The 21405-nt window shown below is 42.1% G+C and carries 25 protein-coding genes; 18 read left to right on the top strand and 7 right to left on the bottom strand.

Annotation, left to right across the window (positions count from 1 at the left end):
* Window positions 1-104: 104 nt before the first annotated feature.
* On the top strand, window positions 105-1094 hold the full coding sequence (locus EI981_RS20455) for a hypothetical protein (protein WP_127001348.1): 990 nt from the start codon (window positions 105-107) through the stop codon (window positions 1092-1094).
* Window positions 1095-1462: 368 nt separating this feature from the next.
* Here the strand turns inward: EI981_RS20455 and EI981_RS29775 are convergent, their stop codons facing one another.
* The 3 genes from EI981_RS29775 to EI981_RS20445 form a co-directional block, all read right to left on the bottom strand.
* Window positions 1463-1585: a YjcZ family sporulation protein gene (locus EI981_RS29775; protein WP_227011514.1), complete on the bottom strand. Its 123-nt coding sequence runs from the start codon at window positions 1583-1585 to the stop codon at window positions 1463-1465.
* A gap of 112 nt (window positions 1586-1697) precedes the next feature.
* On the bottom strand, window positions 1698-3632 hold the full coding sequence (locus EI981_RS20450) for a TOMM precursor leader peptide-binding protein (protein WP_127001346.1): 1935 nt from the start codon (window positions 3630-3632) through the stop codon (window positions 1698-1700).
* The gene (locus tag EI981_RS20445) at window positions 3629-5170 is read right to left on the bottom strand and encodes a hypothetical protein (RefSeq protein ID WP_127001344.1); all 1542 of its coding nucleotides are present in this window, start codon (window positions 5168-5170) and stop codon (window positions 3629-3631) included. The genes EI981_RS20450 and EI981_RS20445 overlap by 4 nt, the downstream gene beginning before the upstream one ends.
* 253 nt (window positions 5171-5423) lie before the next feature.
* Here EI981_RS20445 and EI981_RS20440 point away from each other — a divergent pair, with 253 nt between their 5' ends.
* The 6 genes from EI981_RS20440 (at window position 5424) to EI981_RS20415 (ending at window position 9629) form a co-directional block, all read left to right on the top strand.
* Window positions 5424-5912 (top strand): cysteine hydrolase family protein, encoded by a 489-nt coding sequence (locus tag EI981_RS20440; RefSeq protein ID WP_127001342.1) that lies wholly within the window; start codon window positions 5424-5426, stop codon window positions 5910-5912.
* A 708-nt stretch (window positions 5913-6620) separates the two neighbouring features.
* On the top strand, window positions 6621-7040 hold the full coding sequence (locus EI981_RS20435) for a GNAT family N-acetyltransferase (protein ID WP_127001340.1): 420 nt from the start codon (window positions 6621-6623) through the stop codon (window positions 7038-7040).
* A gap of 167 nt (window positions 7041-7207) precedes the next feature.
* On the top strand, window positions 7208-7573 hold the full coding sequence (locus EI981_RS20430) for a DUF4180 domain-containing protein (RefSeq protein WP_127001338.1): 366 nt from the start codon (window positions 7208-7210) through the stop codon (window positions 7571-7573).
* Between the two features lie 126 nt (window positions 7574-7699).
* Window positions 7700-8101: an SRPBCC domain-containing protein gene (locus EI981_RS20425; RefSeq protein WP_127001336.1), complete on the top strand. Its 402-nt coding sequence runs from the start codon at window positions 7700-7702 to the stop codon at window positions 8099-8101.
* Between the two features lie 22 nt (window positions 8102-8123).
* Window positions 8124-8552, top strand: coding sequence for a GNAT family N-acetyltransferase (locus tag EI981_RS20420; protein WP_127001334.1), 429 nt, complete (start codon window positions 8124-8126; stop codon window positions 8550-8552).
* Window positions 8553-8639: 87 nt separating this feature from the next.
* Complete coding sequence (locus EI981_RS20415; protein ID WP_227011926.1) at window positions 8640-9629, top strand: amidohydrolase family protein; 990 nt, start codon at window positions 8640-8642, stop codon at window positions 9627-9629.
* Here the strand turns inward: EI981_RS20415 and EI981_RS20410 are convergent.
* A complete protein-coding gene (locus EI981_RS20410) occupies window positions 9626-9976 on the bottom strand; it encodes a nitrous oxide-stimulated promoter family protein (RefSeq protein ID WP_127001332.1) in 351 nt (116 codons plus the stop codon). The genes EI981_RS20415 and EI981_RS20410 overlap by 4 nt on opposite strands.
* Window positions 9977-10199: 223 nt before the next feature.
* On the opposite strand from EI981_RS20410, the gene yqeK reads away from it, so the two are divergent.
* The 8 genes from yqeK (at window position 10200) to EI981_RS20370 (ending at window position 15898) form a co-directional block, all read left to right on the top strand.
* Window positions 10200-10814 (top strand): bis(5'-nucleosyl)-tetraphosphatase (symmetrical) YqeK, encoded by a 615-nt coding sequence (gene yqeK / locus EI981_RS20405; RefSeq protein WP_127001330.1) that lies wholly within the window; start codon window positions 10200-10202, stop codon window positions 10812-10814.
* 68 nt (window positions 10815-10882) lie between these two features.
* Window positions 10883-11368 (top strand): hypothetical protein, encoded by a 486-nt coding sequence (locus EI981_RS20400; protein WP_127001328.1) that lies wholly within the window; start codon window positions 10883-10885, stop codon window positions 11366-11368.
* Between the two features lie 97 nt (window positions 11369-11465).
* Window positions 11466-11819, top strand: coding sequence for a VOC family protein (locus EI981_RS20395; protein ID WP_127001326.1), 354 nt, complete (start codon window positions 11466-11468; stop codon window positions 11817-11819).
* A 27-nt stretch (window positions 11820-11846) separates the two neighbouring features.
* Window positions 11847-12785 carry a P-loop NTPase family protein gene (locus tag EI981_RS20390; protein ID WP_127001324.1) on the top strand — a complete coding sequence of 313 codons (939 nt, stop codon included), beginning with the start codon at window positions 11847-11849 and terminating at the stop codon, window positions 12783-12785.
* Between the two features lie 17 nt (window positions 12786-12802).
* Complete coding sequence (locus tag EI981_RS20385; protein WP_127001322.1) at window positions 12803-13186, top strand: hypothetical protein; 384 nt, start codon at window positions 12803-12805, stop codon at window positions 13184-13186.
* Window positions 13187-13408: 222 nt separating this feature from the next.
* On the top strand, window positions 13409-14392 hold the full coding sequence (locus EI981_RS20380) for an ABC transporter substrate-binding protein (protein ID WP_127001320.1): 984 nt from the start codon (window positions 13409-13411) through the stop codon (window positions 14390-14392).
* On the top strand, window positions 14373-15149 hold the full coding sequence (locus tag EI981_RS20375; RefSeq protein WP_127001318.1) for an ABC transporter ATP-binding protein: 777 nt from the start codon (window positions 14373-14375) through the stop codon (window positions 15147-15149). The genes EI981_RS20380 and EI981_RS20375 overlap by 20 nt, the downstream gene beginning before the upstream one ends.
* Complete coding sequence (locus EI981_RS20370; protein ID WP_127001316.1) at window positions 15143-15898, top strand: ABC transporter permease; 756 nt, start codon at window positions 15143-15145, stop codon at window positions 15896-15898. The genes EI981_RS20375 and EI981_RS20370 overlap by 7 nt, the downstream gene beginning before the upstream one ends.
* Window positions 15899-16055: 157 nt before the next feature.
* Here EI981_RS20370 and EI981_RS20365 read toward each other — a convergent pair whose 3' ends face one another.
* Together EI981_RS20365 and EI981_RS20360 are read right to left on the bottom strand one after the other, a co-directional pair.
* Window positions 16056-16907, bottom strand: coding sequence for a helix-turn-helix transcriptional regulator (locus EI981_RS20365; protein WP_127001314.1), 852 nt, complete (start codon window positions 16905-16907; stop codon window positions 16056-16058).
* 69 nt (window positions 16908-16976) lie between these two features.
* The gene (locus EI981_RS20360) at window positions 16977-18356 is read right to left on the bottom strand and encodes an ADP-ribosylglycohydrolase family protein (RefSeq protein ID WP_127001312.1); all 1380 of its coding nucleotides are present in this window, start codon (window positions 18354-18356) and stop codon (window positions 16977-16979) included.
* 507 nt (window positions 18357-18863) lie between these two features.
* Here EI981_RS20360 and EI981_RS20355 point away from each other — a divergent pair.
* Window positions 18864-19658: a phosphodiester glycosidase family protein gene (locus EI981_RS20355; RefSeq protein WP_227011513.1), complete on the top strand. Its 795-nt coding sequence runs from the start codon at window positions 18864-18866 to the stop codon at window positions 19656-19658.
* Window positions 19659-19663: 5 nt separating this feature from the next.
* On the opposite strand, the gene EI981_RS20350 is transcribed toward EI981_RS20355, so the two are convergent.
* The gene (locus EI981_RS20350; RefSeq protein WP_127001308.1) at window positions 19664-20176 is read right to left on the bottom strand and encodes a GNAT family N-acetyltransferase; all 513 of its coding nucleotides are present in this window, start codon (window positions 20174-20176) and stop codon (window positions 19664-19666) included.
* A 162-nt stretch (window positions 20177-20338) separates the two neighbouring features.
* Here EI981_RS20350 and EI981_RS20345 point away from each other — a divergent pair, with 162 nt between their 5' ends.
* A complete protein-coding gene (locus EI981_RS20345) occupies window positions 20339-20827 on the top strand; it encodes an inositol monophosphatase family protein (RefSeq protein WP_237172633.1) in 489 nt (162 codons plus the stop codon).
* 1 nt (window position 20828) lies between these two features.
* Complete coding sequence (locus tag EI981_RS20340) at window positions 20829-21299, top strand: NUDIX hydrolase (protein ID WP_127001306.1); 471 nt, start codon at window positions 20829-20831, stop codon at window positions 21297-21299.
* Window positions 21300-21405: the final 106 nt, after the last annotated feature.

Genomic DNA, 21405 nt, shown 5'->3' with positions numbered 1-21405 from the left:
AAGATCTTTATGATAATTGTACAGTATTCCGGTAAATTAATTACGCTCGCTTTGAATTTTAATTAAATATGAATCATCGTTCAAGTGAGGTGGAGTTAAAAATTATGAATGCTAATCAAGATCAGCCAATTCCCTATGCGGTTTTCGAGAATGATATTCGATTTCCGATATTGGATATTACTCACCCCCTATTCAACGCAAGTATTGATGAACAGGCGTATCATTTGAGCTGTCTCAAGTCACCCCGAAGCATTGAATCATTAAAGAAGATGCCTGGCTTTGTCCAGAGCATCTTTGTGAAAATGTCGAATGTTGATAATTCGTATCTTAGTGGCATGCGTACCTTGTTGTACAAACTTGGCCCCCACTTAAGCCGGGGGACTAAATTACGTTTCCGGGACAAGTGGGCGGTGAAGCAAACCTCTTTCATGGGACTTCGGATCAGGCTAAGAGATCTTTGTCGGAGCCAGTCGAGACTTGTGCAGACCCAGCTCAAACAATTCCCTGGACGAAATCTTTGTTTCTTCAATATCGCTGGGGGACCCGCTACAGACAGTATCAATACCTTAATTCTAATTCAAGAATCGGATCCGAAATTGCTAAAGGGACGGAAGATTGAGATAAACATTTTAGATATCGATACCTATGGCCCCAATTTCGCTAAACGGTGCATCGATGTTTTGAAGCAGCCGGGGCAAAGATTCCATGGCTTAGACATTACCCTTAATTTCATTCATTATGACTGGAGCCAATCGGAGGCTTTACTAAAGATGAGTTTGGAACGATCCGACTGGATTCAGCTTTGTTCATCGGAGGGTGGACTTTTTGAGTACGGTTCGAATTCAGATATTATTGGGAATTTAAACAATTTCTTTACCAACTCCCCGGCGGACGCCCGGGTCACAGGTTCCTTAATTTTCGATCGGGAGCAGGTAAATAAGGGATACCTGGGGTTTACAGAGTTTATTGGCGTGCAAATCCGATATCTTGGGCTGGAAGGATTACAGCGAATTTTAGCCCAAACCTCGTGGGTTTTGGAAGAATCCCATGAAATTGATACAATCTATAATCTGTTTTCATTAAAGAAAGCGTAACTTAAAACACACTGTGGTAGAAGGAAGCATATTTTCAAATTGAAAGAACGAAAGCGAACGGATAGTTTTGACTGGGGAACAATTGGAGGATCGTACATAAAAATGGGAGAGCCCTCATATTCTGATGGCTCTCCTTATTAGCTGATTGGATTTTTTTAGTTATCATCATGGCTCTCACAAATGTTGGTTCTGGACGGCGCGCTACTCAAAATGGCAGACAAAAAAATGTAAAAGCTCAAGCGGTATCTCCACTTAAGCTTTTACAGGCTAGATAAAAAATTCGAGAACGCCTACCAGAGGCATCACAAGGGCTACTGATATTGTCTTTTCATGATCAACACAGAGCTGGATAGTCTGTATGTTGTAGATTAGCAAAAAAATGCACGAGAAACAATAACTAATAGAATGAATAATACGAGGATTGCAGCTGTATTTGTAAACAAACCACCACAGCTACAACTACAGCTTCCTATTCCACCCAATTCTCCCATCGCGACATTCCTCCCTCCGTCGTATATGCTAAATTGTATGAATGTAAACGACTGGTGGATTGGACTCTTTTCACAAAAAATCAGCGAATTACCTTAAGCATATTGCCCTCGTCTACGGAAATGGATGCGGATAAGGATTAAGCTCCTGTGGAGTCAGCCTGTGATTTGCATAACCAAGCTTCAACGGAACATCCAGTACCCTATTTAGGCCAATGAGCCGGGTAAGATGATGTCCAAATGTCATAGGTAACATTCCAGGTATGAGCACCTTAACACAACGCAGTCCGTTGCGAAGTGTCTCACTTGATGACTGGTCAACTACAATGACGTCCATCTGAAGACTGCGGAAAACTTGAAGAATTTGTTTTAAATCCTCTGTTAAATCTTCTTGCCACGTCAATGAATGGAACTCTTCTGCAAAAGTACGGACAGGGTTCCTTTCGTCTAATAAGAAGTTAAGCCATTCCTCTGCCTGTGGCAAGCTATAGAGCAAGGAGTGATCTTCCATATGCTCTACAAGGAACGGGTCATCAAGCATAGCTTCGGCTTCTGGCCTTCGTTCCTTCAATCTCCTCTCGGCCGTCGGGATCATGCCCGCCAGCTCATGTATGGCGCTCTTGGCGGCCCGAATGGGATCGAGATGAGCTCCAGCAGCACAGATAAGGTTCACGCTGTCTTTCGACCCTCCTTTTGCCAGTGCCCATATACTAGGAATTCCATTTTCCATCGTGGTATTGTATAAGCTCACTTCATAACCCGTAACCGCTCTTAAACGTTGGATCATCAGGATTAGCTCCGAATCTCCCGACGAATTATAGTCAAGCCGCGGAACCTCTAGTCTTGCATACCAGGTCAACAAAAAGGAATCTCGCTCAACCACCTCGAAAATCCCGTATAAGATGGCCTCCTCTAAGCTTCCTCCTACCGCGCACCCGTTGGAGGTTTCATATACAAATCCCTCTTCTCCGCCCAGACTGTAATAAGCCAACAGTTTGGGAACCAGAATCGGACGTGCCTGTAGGAACGAATATCCCCAGACCCATTCCATTGGAGATTCAGGATCATACGGCATGAAGGGGAAATCAGATTGATCGTATTGCTCCTCTGCATGAAGCCCTATCATAGACGGATCCAGCGCAGCAGCCTTAAGATGGGAATAGCTGTCCCGCACAATCGTTCGTTTGCCGCGCGGAGTCACTCCGCAAAAACGCTCTAGCCCTTCTAATATCCCCGCGAGCTCGCTATCCGGAAATGAGTGTGAACGCCCCCCAGTGATTTCATCGTAAAAACCTAAAGGAAGGTTAATACCGGCACTGGCGAAGACAGAGTCGAGACCCCATTTCTTATCATTAAAGATTCCGGTACGACTGTCCCAATAATCTCTGAGTAGGACCTTCTTCAAATCACTCACCCCGCGGCAGCGGTAGCTGTTGCCTAGTTTTAGACACTTCTGTAGTGATATCTCCGCTAATTCAGCAGAATCATCTGGCAATTGCCCGCAAACCGGGCAAGTCCCAAGTGGCATGACATAATGGATTGTGCTGCTCAAATTAGTCAAGTTGATTAAATAGAGATGTTCTTCCGTATTTGCTCTGTCCCCACGCAGCACCTTTTCCGTTTCCGCTGAGATAATATACGCCATATAACTAGCTCCCGCGGGAGATATTTCAGAAGTATTTTGGGGAGTGTAATCATCATACACGAGCTTCATAAGCAAATCCTTGACTTCATTACGATTGCTCCCTGCCAAAGATAACCGTGCTTCTGCACATTTGAAGCATCCGGTCGTTCCTGGAACAATTAGCGGCCCTATGATTCCTTCTCCCAAGGATACATAGGCACATAACCAAGGAATACCATGCAGTCGCAGCATCTGTTCAGCTTCATAAAAATAGGAGGAGCTTTCCTCATCCTTCAGCACCAATACCAGGTCTACAGCGGGTATATCTTCACTGAGGTTCTTTCTTCGGACAGGAAAGAGCCTGGACAGACGCTTGTACATGGCGTCGGCAAGCATTCCCTCCCCAATAATAGCGATAGTATTCAAGGGGATTCCTCCTCTCCGAGAACTACTCCATATGCTACAAACGGCCCTTTGCCCCATAAAGAGTTATTGTTCAATTCAAACACCTCAAGATGCTTATCGCACTGCTTCAGAGTCTCAATGGCTGATAACATTAAAGAGCTGTAGCTTAGAGGTTCGCCATTAGAAAATGTAATATTTTGCACTTCATGATCCTTACGAAGGATAGGAGAAGCCGCAGTTCGCTCGGTCTTACTCAATGCCTTCTGTAGGGATTGACGAAGGGCAAGTGTAAAACTAAGATCTACGCTGCCATACCACGAGGAATCGGAATAGACCCACACTGTTGGAAAACCGAGCAACGGCTCACCTACTGCAATAAGAGATTCCCCCTCTAAGGTGGTTAAAACTTGTAAATAATACAGGCAACGAACGTCTTCAATTTGCGGACATGCTATACGCTGAACAACAGTCGGCTCATCAGACAAACTCCGCTTTCCTAACTCTTTAGTTAAACAAGCTCTAGCTCCCCGCCCAACGGCTTCAGTGATATCGCATCCTGCTCCGATGCTGATTCCTTCCTGCTGATGTGGAGGGAAGACAGCAAACAGCAGTGGGATTATGCGGGCTACATAGGCTTCTAGCCCTGCCAAACCTGACTCTCGTCGAGCCTCTACATGTGTTAGTCCACTTCGGACGATGGTTGGCAAAAGTTGTACTGGTTCTTTTGACAAGGGGTCTGCAGGCTGAACAAGACACTGTGCCAGCGGTAGCTGGATTAGGTCCGCTTCTCCCCATGCATGAAAAATGCCTGTTACCGTCGAGGTCAGTTGGTTGAAGGCAGTAAACCATACCTCCGGGCTTACCTGCTCGTGATTTTTTCTTAGGTTAAGCTCCATATTTTCCATTGGACGTGCCGCGTCGTACGCAGATACTAAAGGATGAGGCAAAAATGAATGCCAGCTTCCGGTTAACATGAGGGGGTCAAGTATAAAGCATTGATTTCTATGCTCCAATTCAGGCTCACCCGTAATCGCTTTATGCCATTCATGGACAATAAGACTCGATAAGACGCCTGCGGCAGCAGTGGATAAGACCTTTGGCGTTTGTTTCTGGGGAAAGACGGACGAATGAATTCTCAGCCATGCTGACTCCCAGTGTCCGTCCCCGCCAGGATGCAGCAGCGGCCCTGCCATTCCCATTCCTCTTATCGCGATGGCAGGGAGCATCTGTTTCCTTTCTGCTATACAAGCCTGCTGAACGCTTCGAAGCTCCTCCAATTCGCCATGCTCCGAAACATACAAAATAAATTGAAAAGGCCGAACGATCGCCCTCCAATTTAGAACCTCATCTCCTTCTGCAGCAATCATATTTAACGTGATCTCGTTCTCATTGTTTCGAGTTTGTTCGTGAAGTTCCGTGAGTTTTCCCATGTCTGTAAGTGCCTTATTTGTTACATAAACCGTGAGTTTGGACGAAGCGGATTCATACCATGATTCAGCAAGTGAGAGCAAGATTTGGCCGGAACCGATCGCAAGCGCACCTTCCTTCTGAAGAGACATCCTGCACAACTCCTTCCGAGGCTTTGTGAAGCATAAATGACTATTCAAGCTGGTCAAAACGGATTCTAACGAACGACAAAATTCATTCTAAAGATATGTGGCCTGCTGTTTTTCTATGACATGTAGTGCTAATATAAAAAGCCAATGATACAATGCTTATAACTCTGTATTCATGCGGCCTACTTGAGGCGGATCAAGGAAGTTCTGAATTGGCGCAAGTTCTTAATAAATTCATTATGAAGGAGTAAATACGATGAAAATTGGATTTCTAGTCATTGATATGCAAACCATTCATTTGCAGGGGATTGAAAAGCCAGTCATAGATAAAGCTTGTGAATATATCAATTATGTATCAGAGATGTTTCGTTCAAAGGATCAAGTTGTCATACACATTCAAGATATTGAAGGGATAACAGAATCAAGTAGAAATGCATTTAGCATAATTCCAGAAATTCAAGTAAAGGAAATGGATTTGATTTTAACTAAAGAGAATACGAATGCATTTTGGAAGACAGAGCTAGAACAGCTTCTAAGAGATCAAGGCATTGAATTTTTAATCATCGCAGGAAATGCGGCGGAGCATTGTGTCTTGTTTACCTATAACGGAGCTCTTGAAAGAGGATTTAACACTGTGATTCTGCAGAATGGAATATTAAGTACACATAATGATGTAATCACCTCAACGTACAGAGATAGAAATATCATCTCATATCCAGTAATTAAATATTTGTTGAATAAGTGAGATATGAACTATCGTCCCTAGGTTACAGGATGTATAATAATGGAATATGATTTAGATGATACGAGCCGGCCTATGATAACTGCTATCATAAGCCGGCTCGTATCATCAATATGGGAACGATATGTGACATTACCGCTGGCAAATAGAAAGAATTAAGTAAGGGATTCAAAAATATCTATAAATAAAAGGGAGGCAAGATTGACTTGTTTCATTTTATTAGTATTATCATCCCAATTGCTGTATTATTGCCTAATTTATTTTTTTTCGTATTATCGCCTAGTAATTTACCTGGTAATATGGGAGATAAAGAAAGTTTGTTTTTTAAGATGTCTGAAGGTATTGGGCGGCTCGGAGTATTCATATTGCCTATCCTTTCATCAATACACCATAAAGAATATCACGAAGTTTTATCGCTAATTGGAATGTCAATTTTTCTGCTGTTATATTATATTGGATGGGTACGATATTTTAGGCAGGGTAGGGATTACAAATTGCTGTTCTCACCAATGATTGGAATTCCGGTACCTCTGGCTATTAGTCCAATCTTATATTTCATTTGTGCGTCGGTCGTATTGCATTCCCCTTTATTATTTCTTAGTAGTTTGTTATTTGCGATCGGACATATCCCAGTTAGCCTGAAGACTTACCAGCAAATTAATAACAATAATATTTATAAAAAATAAAAGAATTAGATAGGGGATTGATCTTATTATTATCAGAGAAGCAAGTAAAACAGACTACCCTCAGTTAAGACAAATATATCTTGAATCACGTCGTAAGAGCTTTCACTGGGCGAAATCAGAAGAGATGGCTTTAGATGATTTCGATAGAGATACTGTTGAAGAGTACGTATTATTAGCTGAGGAAAATTCACGCATCCTTGGATTCGCATCTTTATATTTACCTGATAATTTTATTCATAATTTATTTGTACACCCCGATTTTAATGGTAAAGGGGTTGGCACTCAGTTAGTTAAGAATGCTATAGAAAAAATGGGTAAGCCGGTTAGATTAAAGTGTGTATCTGAAAATCATAAAGCATTGATGTTCTATGAGAAAAGCGGATGGAAGAAAGTCGTTGAAGAAGGAAACCCTGGGGAGGAGTATTGGGTTCTAGTATATGAATGATAAAAATGCTCCTTGGTTGTCGGATGTAGGGTCGTGAATATGAACTATTCTTGGGGGATTTAAAGTGGAAGAAACTATCAGAATGTTTACCATTTGTTTATAGTGGCGGGCGGTAAGAGCTTGATGTTGGAATAAGCAAGCTTCTTGAAATAGAGAGGGAGAATGATATGAATATTAGAAAAATAACCGAAAATGGTATTGAAATTGCTATTGTAGATAGTAATGATATTTTGATTTATGATACCCAATCAGCTTTGGATCTTATAGCTACAATTAGTTATCAAACAGGAGCTGATCGATTTATTCTAAGCAAATCAGCGATTGATGAGAAATTTTTCGATTTAAAAACGGGTCTTGCAGGGGAAGTTCTGCAGAAATTTATCAATTATCAAGCTAAAGTCGCTGTCGTAGGTGATTTCACAATCTATTCGAGTAAAAGCCTTAAGGATTTCATATATGAGAGTAATCACGGAAAGAACATATTTTTCTTACCTGATGAACAACAGGCCATCGATAAATTAAGCCAGATATAGGATTCTCCCAGATGTATAATCGTGGAAGAAGCTTGAACAACAAACGACCCAGCCTAAGATAAGAGCTATCTAAAGGCTGGGTTATTTTCGTGAAAATTCAAAAAAATATTCTTGGAGGGATTCAAAATGGAAGTAGGTAAGACTAAATCTGTAGGCTACCAGGTTGGAGTCAGAAGAACACTTCCCCTAACATTGGAAGAAGCATGGGAAATGATTGTGTCTCCCCGAGGAATTAATGTTTGGTTAGGAGAGACTTCTTCATATGATTTTTCCGTCGGTGCAAATTATTATACTCGAGAGGGTATCTCTGGAGAGATTAGAGTGCTAAATGAGAGACAGAATGTTCGATTGACATGGAAGAAAGAACAATGGGAGAGAGCTTCAACTTTACAAATTAGAACAATAGAACAATTGAATGGCAAGTGCACAATTAGTTTTCACCAAGAGAACTTACCTAGTACTAAGGATCGGGAAGAAATGAAAGTAAGATGGGAAGAAGTACTGGAGAAATTGATGCAAGGAATATAAACAAAAACAGGAGGAGAATCATATGTCTAATAAGCCTAATAACCCGCAAGTATATAAAGGAAATAACGAAGAAGCGAATTATGTAAGAAATAAGCTTATTGAATATAACGCCATACATGTACCAAATGGTATCTATGAAGAAGTCAATCTGTGCTTGAAGAATGATAATGGAGACATAATCGCAGGTCTTAACAGCGCAGTATGCTGGAATTGGATGGAGATTGATATTCTATGGGTTGAAGAGAAGAATCGTAAACAAGGGCTTGGAAAAAGACTCTTAGATGAAGCAGAAGAAATAGCAAAGTCAAGAAAATGTGCATTTATTAAGTTGAACACGTTTAGCTTTCAGGCTCCTGCCTTTTATAAGAAATATGGATATAAGGAAATTGCGATGATAGAGAATGCTCCACTTGGAAGTAATCATTATTACTTCAAGAAGGATCTAAAATAATTAGGTATGTATTTAAACTACTCCAAAGGTGGATAAGGGATTGAAATATCCGTCGGGTTCTGAGATTAGAAGGAGATTTAAGTGTTGATGAGAAAGAGGGGCTGGGCCATTTTGGAATCCAAGAGGAATTTAGGGGGCGAGCAACTCTTGAAAGATCGGTTTATAGCTGCTTTACAGCAAAATAACTTGGCTGAAATGAGAAAAGTACCCAAGGCAGATTTACACAATCATAGCACCAGGGGCGGGAACAAGAGGTATATAGAAAAATGGTGTGGTACAAAGATACCCGATTGCCCAAAGTTTAGAGATCTTCATGAAATGAATCAGTGGAACGCCATAAACCTTAAACGTTTGCTGCCTGGTCGGCCTGGTTATGAAAAGCGTATAGAAGCTGCCTTTGAACAGGCGAAGATGGATGGGGTCCACTTACTTCATATGAGTGTAACTATTGGTGAAGAAGCTTTGTTTGATAATTCCGCTGAAAAATTGGTATATGCAATACAAGACATCCATCAGAGGGTTGCACCAGAGGTCATTTTTATCCCGGAAATCGCATTTCTAACATATACACCGATTGATGAAACCTCTGAAAAGTTAGACCAGTTTCTAGAGTTGAATTATTTCAAATCCATGGACATATTCGGTGATGAATTTGCTGTTCCCGCATTTAAGAAGGTTTTTCGAAAGGCGAAAGATAAAGGATTGATTCTTAAGGCACATGTCGGTGAATTCGGAACGGCTGAACTCGTTAGACAAGCAGCTGAAGTATTGGAACTGGACCAAATCCAGCATGGAATCGCCGCAGCGAGTTCCCCTCAAGTGATGAAGTGGTTGTCAGATCAGCAGATACAATTGAACATTTGCCCAACAAGCAATATCCTGCTTTCGAGAGTAGAGAACTATCAAACACATCCCATAAGAATATTGTACGACCATGGCGTTAGGGTTACGGTGAATTCGGATGATATGCTTATTTTTGACCAAAGTGTATCTCAGGAATTTTTTAATCTGTACCATGCAGGATTGTTTAGCGCAGAAGAATTAAATGAAATAAGGGAAGATGCCTTCGCTAACTAAAAGTATTTTCTTAAGTTACTTGGTATTGGTATATGCCTAATAGACTCAATTGGATGGTACAGTAACATCCACGGACCTGAGAAACGCATAACTTCCTTAATTCTTTGGCGGTAATCTGGTTTGTAACAATGGACAGGGCACTTTGCACAAGCTGATTTATCTTCACCAAATTGGCAGAGGGATAGTCTTTTCATAGCATAATGATTTAAGTCCTGACATTCCTCACAAAGCTCTTTCTGATGATGTTTTTTCATGCAATATAGACGGATCATTTTTGAAACAATATCTTTTTCTTTACGGATTTTAGGACCGCTATTCAGCTGCCGTTTTTTTGTTTCAGTGATCATGTATGAAGGCCTCTTTTCGATATGTAGAAATTAATTATACATTAACAATATCATCTAACTATCAAAGAAAAGTAGATTTCTTTTTACTTCTTTAAGGATTTTATATAGGTCTAGTTAATTATACTACTGATATTTGCGAATTGACTTTGCTTCCTACCAGAATCTAATATGCCCGTCTTTTGCCTAATTCTATTCATTTGAAAATAAAAGGAATGATAAAACCATGAATGATATTTTCAGTTGCTACACAGGAAATCTCGTGCTTTCTGGTGATATGAGGAAGGATATTCATGCTTTCTTTAGTCAGAATAATGATCTGAGGACATTAAATCATACATTAGAGGTTGCTAATGAAGCTATTCGAATAGCTCAACTGTATGGTTTTGATTCTCAGAAGGTCGAATATGCGGCACTCTTACATGACATAAGCAATGTCATCCCAATCTCTAAAATGCTGGAAGTAGCCGAACGGTTATCCATTGAAGTACTTGAAGAGGAGTACAAATACGATAGAAGTGTTCATCAGAAACTATCCAGATATATGGCTCAAGATATCTTTGAAATAAATGATGAAGAGATATTAAGCGCCATAGAAAGTCATACGACTCATAAACCAAATTCTCATATGACGGATAAGATTTTGTTTGTTTCAGATAAGATTTCATGGAATTTGCCGGGAGAGCACCCTTACTTGATCGAGACGAGAGAAGAAGTAAATAGACTTGAGATGGATAAAGCCATATTAATATATCTTAATCACATTTGGGATCAGCGAAATACTTTAAAGCTCGTACACCCATGGTTAATCAAAGCACGGGAAGAACTTTTGGAAGCTTAAGCGAAATAGCATAAGGCAAGGTGATCTTGACGGGGGACCGGAGACTGCTACAAAAAGGAGGGTATTTATTGAAGAAACTGCGCTTACGGTATCTTGTATTTTTAATAATCATAAGTATCTGTATCTTCGAAGCAGTCCATTTTTTTTATCCAATAAGGATCCAACAAATAATCTCTCAAGAGAATATGGATAAGATATATATTAGTTATGTTGCAGAAGGAAAAACGACAGCTTACTTGGTGCAAATGAATCATAAAAGTCAGATTTCTGAAATGATGAGTATCCTAGATTCGATTTCATACACTCGTGGCATTAGGAGTGGTCACCACGGTACCTATAGAAACTGCTTATATATGACGATTGTTAACCGGGATTTAAGCAACTACTCCATAGATATTTCTGAGGATGGGAAGCTTGTATCTACCAAAAGGCTATTTCAAGCAAGGGAAAGTTTTGAAAGCCATTTTAATGACCTAGTTGAATGGATGGAAAAGTACGGAACGGTACAGCCTATCGAGCAAATTGATGCCAATCAGAGTCTGGATACGATATAGGATGAGGTAACAGATGACATAAAGAATGAAACGAGTTTATTCAGAAAAAAATAGATAAGATAAGTAGAGAGCAGAAGAAGAAGGGAGACCGTGTGAAATGAAGGTAAAACGAATCGTGACCAATATTCAGACGAAAGATATAGAAATGGCTAAAAAATTCTATCAAGACGTTTTGGGGCTCGACCTATTGATGGACCATGGATGGATAGCAACCTATGGCTCAAAGGATCATATGGACATTCAAATCAGCTTTGCATCCCAAGGAGGTTCAGAGACTGACACGCCTGATTTTTCCATCGAGGTGGATGACATAGATGAGGCCTATGTGCGAATGAAAGATGCGGGATTCAATATTGAATACGGACCAGTAGATGAACCATGGGGTGTACGGAGATTTTATGTCCGAGATCCATATAACAACTTGGTTAATATTCTTACCCATAGAGAATAAATTCGGTGAACATGGAGGGATGATTTGGTGAAGAAGAAGCTTGTATTAATTGAGGGTATTCCAGGTTCAGGTAAATCAACCTTTGCGCGGTTTTTATCAAATCAATTTGAACGGAATGGATATTCCTGTGGATTATTTCTTGAAACTACGTTGGATCATCCCATTATTGAGTCTTCTGGATCTGAGGGAATATCCTCGTTCCTCGAATCATTTTATGATCGTTGGGTTAAGTTCCTAGATCAATTATCTGACGAAGAAATTGTGGTGCTGGAATCAGCCTTTTTCCAAAGTCCTATCGTTCATTTACTCCATAAAGAAGCAGACAGGGAATTAATTAGATCTTTGATTTACAGAGTGAGCAATAGGTTAAGTATAGAAGATTGCAGGCTGATCTATTTTTATCAGGAGGATTCACAGGTTGCTATTGAAAAGATGATTGATAGTCGTGGGGGAAGCGATTATTTATTACGAAAGCATGATGAATATAAACAGGAGCCCTACTTTTTAAATCGACAAGAACAAGGGCCAGACTCTCACGTATCATTTTTTCTTGAGTATTCCGTTCTTGCTAACGAGATTGTTAAACAAGTATCCATCCCAACTGAAATCATTGAGAATTCTGCAGCGGAATATGATTTGTATCAAAAACAAATGTTGAAGAAATTTGATCTAAGGTATTTCCCTGACCCTGTGCTTGAGGCTTCCCTTCTTATGAAGTATGCCGGTCTCTATCATAATAAGGAGATGGATTTGAAAATCTCTGTAGAATTATTGGATGATCATTTGTGGATTTTCGGAAATAAAAGAATGAAACCCAAGAGTATTAACCAATTCTATCTAGATGATATGAGTGTGCTTATAAAATTTGTTATAAATGACTCTAAAGTTAGTGGCTTAGTGATAACTGAAAAGGATTTATATGCAAACAGGAACGATAGCGGAACTGTATTTGAAAAGATAAATTAATATAAAGGACAGTACTCATGACATATAATCTGTACCACTATTTTGAGAAAAAAATCGGTCCATTTAAAAACTTATCAAAGTTATCAATGGATGATGCAACAAAAATATCTAATCAAATTAAGAAAAAGGGAGATGTATTTGCTAGTCAAAGAAATGATGATTATTTGATGATCAGAAGAGAATTGGAAAGAAAAGCGAGGGACATATTTATAAAAAAAGGTGGGAAACCAATCAATGCATTTCCCCACTATATGACTCTGGAGGCTTGTAATTGGCTTCAGACATGGTACATGGAACCAGGAATTATAACGATAGATTGGAATTCTGACGGAGATAAGGGACCAGAAAGATACATAGAAGTCCAAATATGGGACGAACAAATTATTCAAAAATATTTATAAGTGATACTGAGTTCCTTTATTTTGAAAATAATTAAATTTGTAAATATACAAAATGCAATTATAGATGTAAAATAACATTACTTGAGGTTTTTGGACGGCATATGAACAATGTACGACAATATTTGTGAATAAAGGTGCAAAGTTGCGAAAGATGCCTCAAGTAAGAAGAAGGCACATTGTATGCCAATTCTATATAGAAAACATAGGGGAGATGGGACAACCATGAAGATCAAAACAACAAGAAGAATGATGATGCTGTTAGCGTTAGCGCTTATTATCAGCATATTGGGCGTGGCATGCAACAGCAAGACGGATAATGCCAACGCAGGCAACGCGGGTGATAAAGCATCGGAGACACCGGAGCTGTCTCTGGGCCTTCTGCCATCAATTGATGCGATTCCATTCATTATTGCCCATGAACAGGGCTTTGATCAGAAGCACGGAGTGAACCTAAACATCCAGACATTCAAGAGTGCCAAAGACCGCGATGTAGCATTTCAAGCAGGCAAGATTGACGGGTTAAGCGCCGATCTGGTTGCCATTTCGATCTATAATGAAGCTGGACTAGACGTGAAAATAACCAGCACGACCTTCGGAGAATTTGATCTTCTGACCGGCAACAACGAGATTCAGGAAGTGAAGGATCTGAAGGGGAAAGCCGTGATCCTGTCTAAGAATACCTCTACGCAGTACACCGTTGCCATGATGCTGAAGCAGGCCGGACTGACGGAGAAGGACATCAATATAACTGAAGTTCCGCAAATTCCAACACGGTTGGAGTTGCTGAAAAATAACAAAGCGGATGCCGCGATCTTGCCGGAACCATTCGTTACGATGGGGAAAACTTCGGGCTTACGCGTGCTTAGCTCCACGAAACAGGCTCAGGTGAACCCATTCGTGCTGGCCTTTCCGCAAAGCGTAATAGAAGCCAAACCAGATGCGGTCCGCGCTATGTATGCGGCCTATGATGATGCGGTTGCATACATGCAATCTCATGACCAGAAGGATTATATTGACCTGGTGATCAAGGAAGTTGGCTATCCGGAAACCTTGAAGGACCAAATTGAGGTACCGGCTTACATTCCAGCTAATCAGGTCGATGTAAAAGAGGTTGAGTCGGCATTTGCTTGGGCCCGCGAGCAGGGCCTGCTGACGAAAGACATCACCCCTGAAGAGGTGATATCCGATGTCCAGTTCAAGAAATAACGGACTGTGCGTAAAGGAGCTTGAGGTTAAATACAAGAACGAGGAGCTTGCGCTTGGAAGAGTGGATTTCACCTTGCCGGAGCATGGGATTTACACCATTCTAGGGCCATCCGGAAGCGGGAAATCCACATTGCTGCGCGCTGTGTCTGGCCTCCTGCCGGAATATCGAGGCGAGCTGCTGTTCAATGGACAGTCTTTACGTGAACAGGATATTCTGATTGGCCTGGTGCCACAAAATTACGGTCTCCTACCTTGGAAAACAGTGAAGGCCAACATCAGGGTAGCAATGAAGATTGCGAATCCTAAGGGGCAGGATAGGAGATCCCAGGAGGCGCAAATTGATCGTTGGCTGTCTGCGATGGGGATCCTTGAGCTAGCGGACCGTTATCCGCTGTCGCTAAGCGGGGGGCAGCAGCAGCGAGTTGCCATTGCGCGGGCATTCGCGATTATGCCGTCTATTTTATTGCTAGATGAGCCATTCTCTGCGTTGGATGCCATTACACGGGAAGTGCTGCAGCAGTTGTTCTTGGAGCATTGGCAGGCGAGTCCTGCCACAGCGCTGTTCGTGACTCATGATGTAGATGAGGCCATCCTGCTAGGGCAGAAGATTATCGTGCTCCCGTCGAGCAAGAGTGAGGCACCGGAGATTATGGACAATGAGGCAGTATTCGGGCTGGAGCATGGGCAGAAGCGAGCCAGTGATGCCTTTTTTGATCAGATCAAGAGAATCAGAAAGGTAATGCAGGAGAAATGGTGAATAAACGACGTCGGCTCAACTATATTTTGAGATTATTGCTAGTGTTCTTGGGGATGCATGTGGTTTGGTACGTAGCGTATCTGCTAGTGCATCATCCGATGCTGCCCAGCCCGCTGGAGGTCTATCAGGCGATGGGACACCTTGGCGGAAGGGATATTGTGCTGAATGTCGGCTATAGTCTGATGCGGATTTTTGCTGGAGTTCTGCTGGCGCTGATCGTCGGCCTGCTGATCGGGCTTCTGATGGGGCGTTCGGCGCTCTGGAACAAACTGCTGGACCCGGTGGTGTATTTGACGTATCCGGTGCCCAAGATCGCGCTGCTCCCGGTGGTTATGCTGTTCTTCGGGCTTGGTGAGACCTCTAAGATTCTCATGATTATGCTGATCCTGCTATTCCAGATTATCATTTCTGTACGGGACGGGGTAAAAGCCATTCCAGCGAACACGTATGATGTGCTGACAAGCATTGGCGCAGGGCCTGGACAGAAATTTTGGCATGTCACCTTGCCCGGCGCGTTGTCTGTGATCCTTAGCACCATCCGCATCTCGCTTGGAACAGCCATATCGGTTCTATTCTTTACCGAAATCTATGGCACCGAGCATGGTATGGGCTTCTTCATTATGGATGCGTGGCTCAGACTGGATTATCCGCAAATGTACGCCGGGATTCTGCTGTTTAGTCTGGTCGGCTTCGTTCTATTCCTACTGGTAGATCTGCTAGACTACCGATTTATGAAGTGGCGGAGGTAGGGCAAGGCGCAGAAGAAATTGCTGCGAATCAGTAAGCTGGATTATCAAAGTAATCGAAGTATGTGTAAGAACAAACGCTCCAGCCTTAGATAAGAGCTATCTATGGCTGGGGCGTTTTGTGATTATAAGGAAGAAATGAGCTGATACAATGAATATTTTACTCATTGCAGAATCCCATAGATTGACGATAAGTCACAGGGGATACGCCAGTAATGTCTTTGAAAACCCGATAAAAGGTTGGCAAGCTTTGAAAGCCACATTCAAATGCGATATTGGTTACTGCTTTATCTGTCCCCGTCAATTCTCGTTTAGCGGCTTGGACACGTAGCAGAGATACATAATCAGAGAAGCGGTACCCTGTCGTCTCCAGAAATGCACGACTGAGGCGGGATGCACTTATACCCAACTCATCTGCCAGACCCACCAAACTCAGTGGTTCATGAAACCGCCGATCCACCAAAGCGGCTAAAGATTGTGCTTGACGAACCGTTTGTACCATCACCTGCCTCTCGTCATCACTAAGCAGCTCGTTGTAATGTCTGAGCAGGCGGCCGCACAACTGGATAAGCGCGCTTTTCGCCATCGCCAAATAGCCGGGTGATTTCTCTCGAAGCTCTTGAGCTACTATATGGATCCAGGGCGTAAGCTCCCTTGCAAGCGGCGAGCTGCCGGCAATATGATTGCAAAAATGAGTAGAACGATAGGAGAATGGGAGTAAAAGACCTGGCTCTTCCGCTAACAGTAGCGCCGGATCAAAGTTAATAAAGAGATAGCGGCTTGGATCATCCGGGTCAGATTGGGCGATATGATGTTCCTCGTTGTTGACGATAAATAAGTCGCCAGGACTAGCCGTATAGCGTTTGCTGCCAAAGAAGAAGCAGCCTTTGCCTGACAGGCAGAGGCCGACTTCCAGACTTGAATGCATATGGGGCGATTGTCGATTCGTAGCAGGCGTCCATTCGAAAGCGTTGATCGGAATTGGATGATCGTATGTTATATGCAGCTTCATTTTCCATCGCCCCCTGACATTAATCATCGTATAAGGCAAGTATACAATAAGAGCTGCTACAACAGAAGCTTACTGCTGAATTCTCCGGAAAACATGATAGCTTCTTTGTGCACATTCTGAGATGGAAATCGGATGGAAGCCGCTGATATCTGCATACAAAGTATCGTTCAGTGGCTTGATCCAGGTTTCAGGCAGCGCAGACGCTCCAAGCGAAGCGCCAAGGATGGATCCGACGGTGGCGCCATTGCAATCGGTGTCCCAGCCACCAAGAACGGCTGTAGTAATCCCCTTTTCAAAATCGCCGCCGGAATGAACGAGCGCAGCCGCGCATAATGCGGCATTATTATTAGTATGAACACAGTTATAGTGCTTAAAGGCATCCCAAATTTTCTCAACCAGTTCAAGCTGATCTGGTGTTTCCTCAGCAATTTGGACCGCTAGTTTAATGTCTTCTGCCAGACGACTGCGCTGCGGAATCTCACTTAATCCGATCTCAACGATCCGCTTCACATCGCTCTCAACGAATGCGGCTGCAATCATCGCAGAGCAGAACATGGCGCCGTAAATACCATTTTTCACATGAGAGAAAGAGGCATCCCGCCAAGCAAGCTCAGCAGCAAGCTGGGGCTGGCCGGCAGCGCCATATGCATAGCCGTCCACGCGGATTTGAGCACCGATCCATTCTCGGAAAGGATTCAAATAGGAACGTACCCAATGGATATGCTTCTCCCAGTCATCAGGCTGATTGCCGCCAATATGCGAAGTGACTTGAGCAAAATTCATGTATGCCTGTGTCTCAGCAGTGAATACCTGACCGAAGGATAGGCGACGGTGCCACATCTTGCCGACATCCCAGGAGTTAAATTCTAGACCACGCTCCTCAAGCATGAGCAGGCCAAGCACCGTGTAACGAATATCATCATCCGTCTCCATATAGCGGATATGATCTCGGCAGCTGGCCAGACTCCAGGGGGAAATCTCGATGTCATATTGAGCCTCGGCAGTTGATTTGCTTGGTGTGTAGTGGCGAATCGGCCATTGCTCGGCGCCTTCGAACCAGAGCTTAATGTTCTGCCAGCCGGGTCTACCTGCAGATCCCTGCATGAAGGATGGAGCCTCTAAGGGCTTACCCAATGCGCAACCGGCTGCACGGCCGATCCAGGCACCGTAAAACTTGTTTTGCCATACTTCGTCATCCCAATCACTACTAATCATACGCGGCCCTTCCGGGCGTTCAGCACGAATCGCTTCCAAATCTGATGGCTCGATATACTTAAAATCAGGGCTTATTTCAAGTGCCATTAATTCATGATATATCCCCATAATCTGAGCTTCATCCATATCGGCTGCTTCCAGTCGTTCCATGAAACCTGTTACATGGCAGCCTTCCTCTCCGCGCTGCTGTATTTCTTGCCTGATAAGATCTCGCAGTCCAATCCATTTCGTCATAACGGACTCCTCCATAATTTTGTGAATTTCTTTATCACTGATTATAGCCAGCATTGTCGCCTATGACTTCTCAAAAAACGAAAGCGATATTCTCATTTTTTGCGTACTGAGTATAGTTCGAGATCCGGCTTGCATAACATTCCGTTGGTTGGTACGCTTGGAAAGAAAAGGGTCTGACGAAACAAAATCTCGATTGAGTAAATAAGGGGCAACGTGGAATGTATCTCAATTGTAAGATGCTTGGGGGAAGCTGCTGGTTCTAGAAATATCCGTTTGATGGACTAGGCAACTCGATTTTTTATGGCATATGATCAATGGATAAGAGAGGAGACTAGGAGATGAATAAAGGACGGGTACAGATGCTACCAATCGTTGTACTTACAGTGATGGTAGCCGGGTCCGAATCGTGAATGAAACCGTAGATTCAGTAAAGATGCAAGAATAGGAGATATCTAAACTGGGTTGTTTCGTCTTTTAATAGAAAGAGAAGATAGGAGACTAATGGATATGGAAGGAACAGGGGATAAAAGATTCATCATAATAAAACGTTATTTTCCGATTTATTTATGTGCCTTAGTCCTCATTTTAGGGGCCTTGTTTGGATGGAACTTAGGTAAGGACGGGATTCCCAAAGGAACTAAGTACTTTCAAGTCACCGCTGATAATGGGGTTACTCTACATGTGCTGAAGACGGATCCGGGTAATATTTCGTTTTCCAGCATTAACGACAATGTTGTGCGAGTGGGAATTAGCGGAATAAATGGTGGATTCTTTTGGGAGAATCAGTTGTTGAGCATCGCGGTTATGGATGGTATGCCTGTAAACGGAAGTCCTGAAGAATACGGCTCAGGCTGGTTCAATGTCAAATATGCTCGAGGGACCATGGTATATGATCGGGTCACAAAAATGGTCAGCGTGCAAAGAGCTTCAAGCGTTGACGATTTGTCTTTTACAGACGCTACGAAGTTCTGGGCACAGGGCGGAGTCAGCATGAATTTAAAAGACGACAGCAACTGGTATAGATTAGCGGTCAATGAAGAAGGGCTACCGTTTCCGGACGACGAGCGTCTTCGCAGTGGATTGGCCTATGATGATGACGGAAAAGTATACCTCGTGGTCACTTCGACCAAATGTACCGCGGAGAAATTTCGAACTGCTATTAAGGAAAGTATTGAACTAGAAAACTTGAGCAAGGCTATTTTTCTAGATGGGGACGGTTCCTCACAACTACTCGCTGGTAAGGTTAAGCTAAAGGGCGACGACCGAGCGGTAGTACAGATGATCGTGGTAAATGGGGAGTAGCTTTTTTATAAGTTTTCCCATTCATCTTTTATCATAGAATACCGTACGCTGTCGGTTAAATTTCTGCTGTACTTGCGTAGTGTCCCTTCATAAGTAAAACCACATTTTTCGATAACACGTTTGGATTTTAAATTGGATGAATAATGGCAAACTGCCACTACCAATAAGTCAAGTTCAGTAAAGGCATACTTTAACAAACACTTAACCGCTTCCGTTGCATATCCTTTATTTTGAAAATCCATAGATATAATATATTCTATCTCTTTATAGCGGTCGTGTCTGTTTATATCGCTAAGAGATATTGAACCGATGACTTTGTTATTTTTCTTCAAGACGATAGCCCAGGATTCCTGACTTTTAATTAAATGATGGATAGATTCAAGACTTTCATTAATACTCTTACAAATTTTCGCTCCAGCATTTTCTACATCACTATTGCTATATATTTCAAAATAATCGTTAGCATCGCTATCCTGCCATTCCCGAAGGATTAAGCGTTCGGTTTCGAGGGTTTCCATTATATTATTTCCTCCTATTACTTCGTTCGTTGTTGTAAAAACCTATGTACAAATCAATTATATGTCATGTGAGTAATTAATTTATGTGTCTGATAGTGTACAAATGAAAAAATATCTAATATGAGGATTGGTTTACCTGTCTTTACGACATCCATTACGCTTATGTACAGAAGAGAACCTGTGCTTGGAGTGGTATATGAGCCATTGACAGACCGTCTATTTGTATCTGCTATTGGGGAAGGGGCCAGGTGTAATCATCGGCCAATGCAAGTTAAGAGCAACCCTAATATTGTCAAAGGAAATATTGGCTGGATTCAAGGACATAAAGTACAAAATGATCAAAGAGCAGTAAAGCTAAGGCAATTCATTGATCTTAAATTTAAGAGAATGATGAGACTATGGGCGCCGACACTCCAATGGTGTATGCTTGCCAAAGGAGATATCGATGGAATTGTGCTATACAATTCTGAGGGCGATGACTTGTATTCAGGTATTTTGATGGTCAAGGAAGCTGGAGGGATTGTTATAGATTTTGATGGGAATCCGTTCACTGGAATGAAAGAGGAACCTTATTTAATAGCATGTCATCCAGACAACAAAGAAGAATTACTTCAAATTGTGAGAGAAGGATACATCGTGAGGGAATCATAAAATGAGACAATGGTATGAATTAAATGAAATCAATCACGATCTCCTAAAGTTTGCTGTTCTGATTGCTAAATACAACAACCAATTTATCATAATAAATAATGAGAAGAGAGGAGGATGGGAGGTTCCAGGAGGGACTAGAGAAATTGGGGAGACGATATTACATACAGCAAGTCGTGAATTATATGAAGAGACAGGAGCAGTAAGATTTGAATTAACGCCATTCGGAATTTACCAATTGAACGGAAGTTTTGGAATGGTGTTCTTCGCAGAAGTAGAAGAGATGAGCACATTACCAGGATTCGAGATTGAAGAAATAAAGTTCGAAGATGATTTGCCTGAAGGAATGAATTTCGGAGATTTGTATTATAGTTCTTACGATAGATGGAATGAACGTAAGGATAAGAGACTAGAGAAATATGCTATAGATATCAAGAACTTAGATGAAGTGAACGAAATAGTTATTTTAGTATAAGAAGCATGTAACCTACAGGTGCCTAAGGTACTTATCAAGCGGTCAAAAATGACCGTTAGAGCATGAAAAAAACAACTTTGATCTTCTAACGGACACTTTTGACCAT

This window comes from Paenibacillus lutimineralis (genome assembly GCF_003991425.1).
Taxonomy (GTDB): domain Bacteria; phylum Bacillota; class Bacilli; order Paenibacillales; family Paenibacillaceae; genus Fontibacillus; species Fontibacillus lutimineralis.
Note: the sequence above shows the minus strand (reverse complement) of the source record. Positions and strands in the feature narration are given on the sequence as shown.

Bases quoted from the DNA above. Each gene is read 5' to 3' on its own strand.
- EI981_RS20430 (WP_127001338.1), top strand. From the start codon at position 7,208: ATGAATATTAGAAAAATAACCGAAAATGGTATTGAAATTGCTATTGTA.
- EI981_RS20340 (WP_127001306.1), top strand. From the start codon at position 20,829: ATGAGACAATGGTATGAATTAAATGAAATCAATCACGATCTCCTAAAG.
- EI981_RS20425 (WP_127001336.1), top strand. From the start codon at position 7,700: ATGGAAGTAGGTAAGACTAAATCTGTAGGCTACCAGGTTGGAGTCAGA.
- EI981_RS29775 (WP_227011514.1), bottom strand. From the start codon at position 1,585: ATGGGAGAATTGGGTGGAATAGGAAGCTGTAGTTGTAGCTGTGGTGGT.
- EI981_RS20395 (WP_127001326.1), top strand. From the start codon at position 11,466: ATGAAGGTAAAACGAATCGTGACCAATATTCAGACGAAAGATATAGAA.
- EI981_RS20410 (WP_127001332.1), bottom strand. From the start codon at position 9,976: ATGATCACTGAAACAAAAAAACGGCAGCTGAATAGCGGTCCTAAAATC.
- EI981_RS20360 (WP_127001312.1), bottom strand. From the start codon at position 18,356: ATGACGAAATGGATTGGACTGCGAGATCTTATCAGGCAAGAAATACAG.
- EI981_RS20415 (WP_227011926.1), top strand. From the start codon at position 8,640: ATGAGAAAGAGGGGCTGGGCCATTTTGGAATCCAAGAGGAATTTAGGG.
- EI981_RS20385 (WP_127001322.1), top strand. From the start codon at position 12,803: ATGACATATAATCTGTACCACTATTTTGAGAAAAAAATCGGTCCATTT.
- yqeK (WP_127001330.1), top strand. From the start codon at position 10,200: ATGAATGATATTTTCAGTTGCTACACAGGAAATCTCGTGCTTTCTGGT.
- EI981_RS20365 (WP_127001314.1), bottom strand. From the start codon at position 16,907: ATGAAGCTGCATATAACATACGATCATCCAATTCCGATCAACGCTTTC.
- EI981_RS20445 (WP_127001344.1), bottom strand. From the start codon at position 5,170: ATGTCTCTTCAGAAGGAAGGTGCGCTTGCGATCGGTTCCGGCCAAATC.
- EI981_RS20380 (WP_127001320.1), top strand. From the start codon at position 13,409: ATGAAGATCAAAACAACAAGAAGAATGATGATGCTGTTAGCGTTAGCG.
- EI981_RS20355 (WP_227011513.1), top strand. From the start codon at position 18,864: ATGGAAGGAACAGGGGATAAAAGATTCATCATAATAAAACGTTATTTT.
- EI981_RS20440 (WP_127001342.1), top strand. From the start codon at position 5,424: ATGAAAATTGGATTTCTAGTCATTGATATGCAAACCATTCATTTGCAG.
- EI981_RS20420 (WP_127001334.1), top strand. From the start codon at position 8,124: ATGTCTAATAAGCCTAATAACCCGCAAGTATATAAAGGAAATAACGAA.
- EI981_RS20350 (WP_127001308.1), bottom strand. From the start codon at position 20,176: ATGGAAACCCTCGAAACCGAACGCTTAATCCTTCGGGAATGGCAGGAT.
- EI981_RS20375 (WP_127001318.1), top strand. From the start codon at position 14,373: ATGTCCAGTTCAAGAAATAACGGACTGTGCGTAAAGGAGCTTGAGGTT.
- EI981_RS20455 (WP_127001348.1), top strand. From the start codon at position 105: ATGAATGCTAATCAAGATCAGCCAATTCCCTATGCGGTTTTCGAGAAT.
- EI981_RS20370 (WP_127001316.1), top strand. From the start codon at position 15,143: ATGGTGAATAAACGACGTCGGCTCAACTATATTTTGAGATTATTGCTA.
- EI981_RS20345 (WP_237172633.1), top strand. From the start codon at position 20,339: ATGTACAGAAGAGAACCTGTGCTTGGAGTGGTATATGAGCCATTGACA.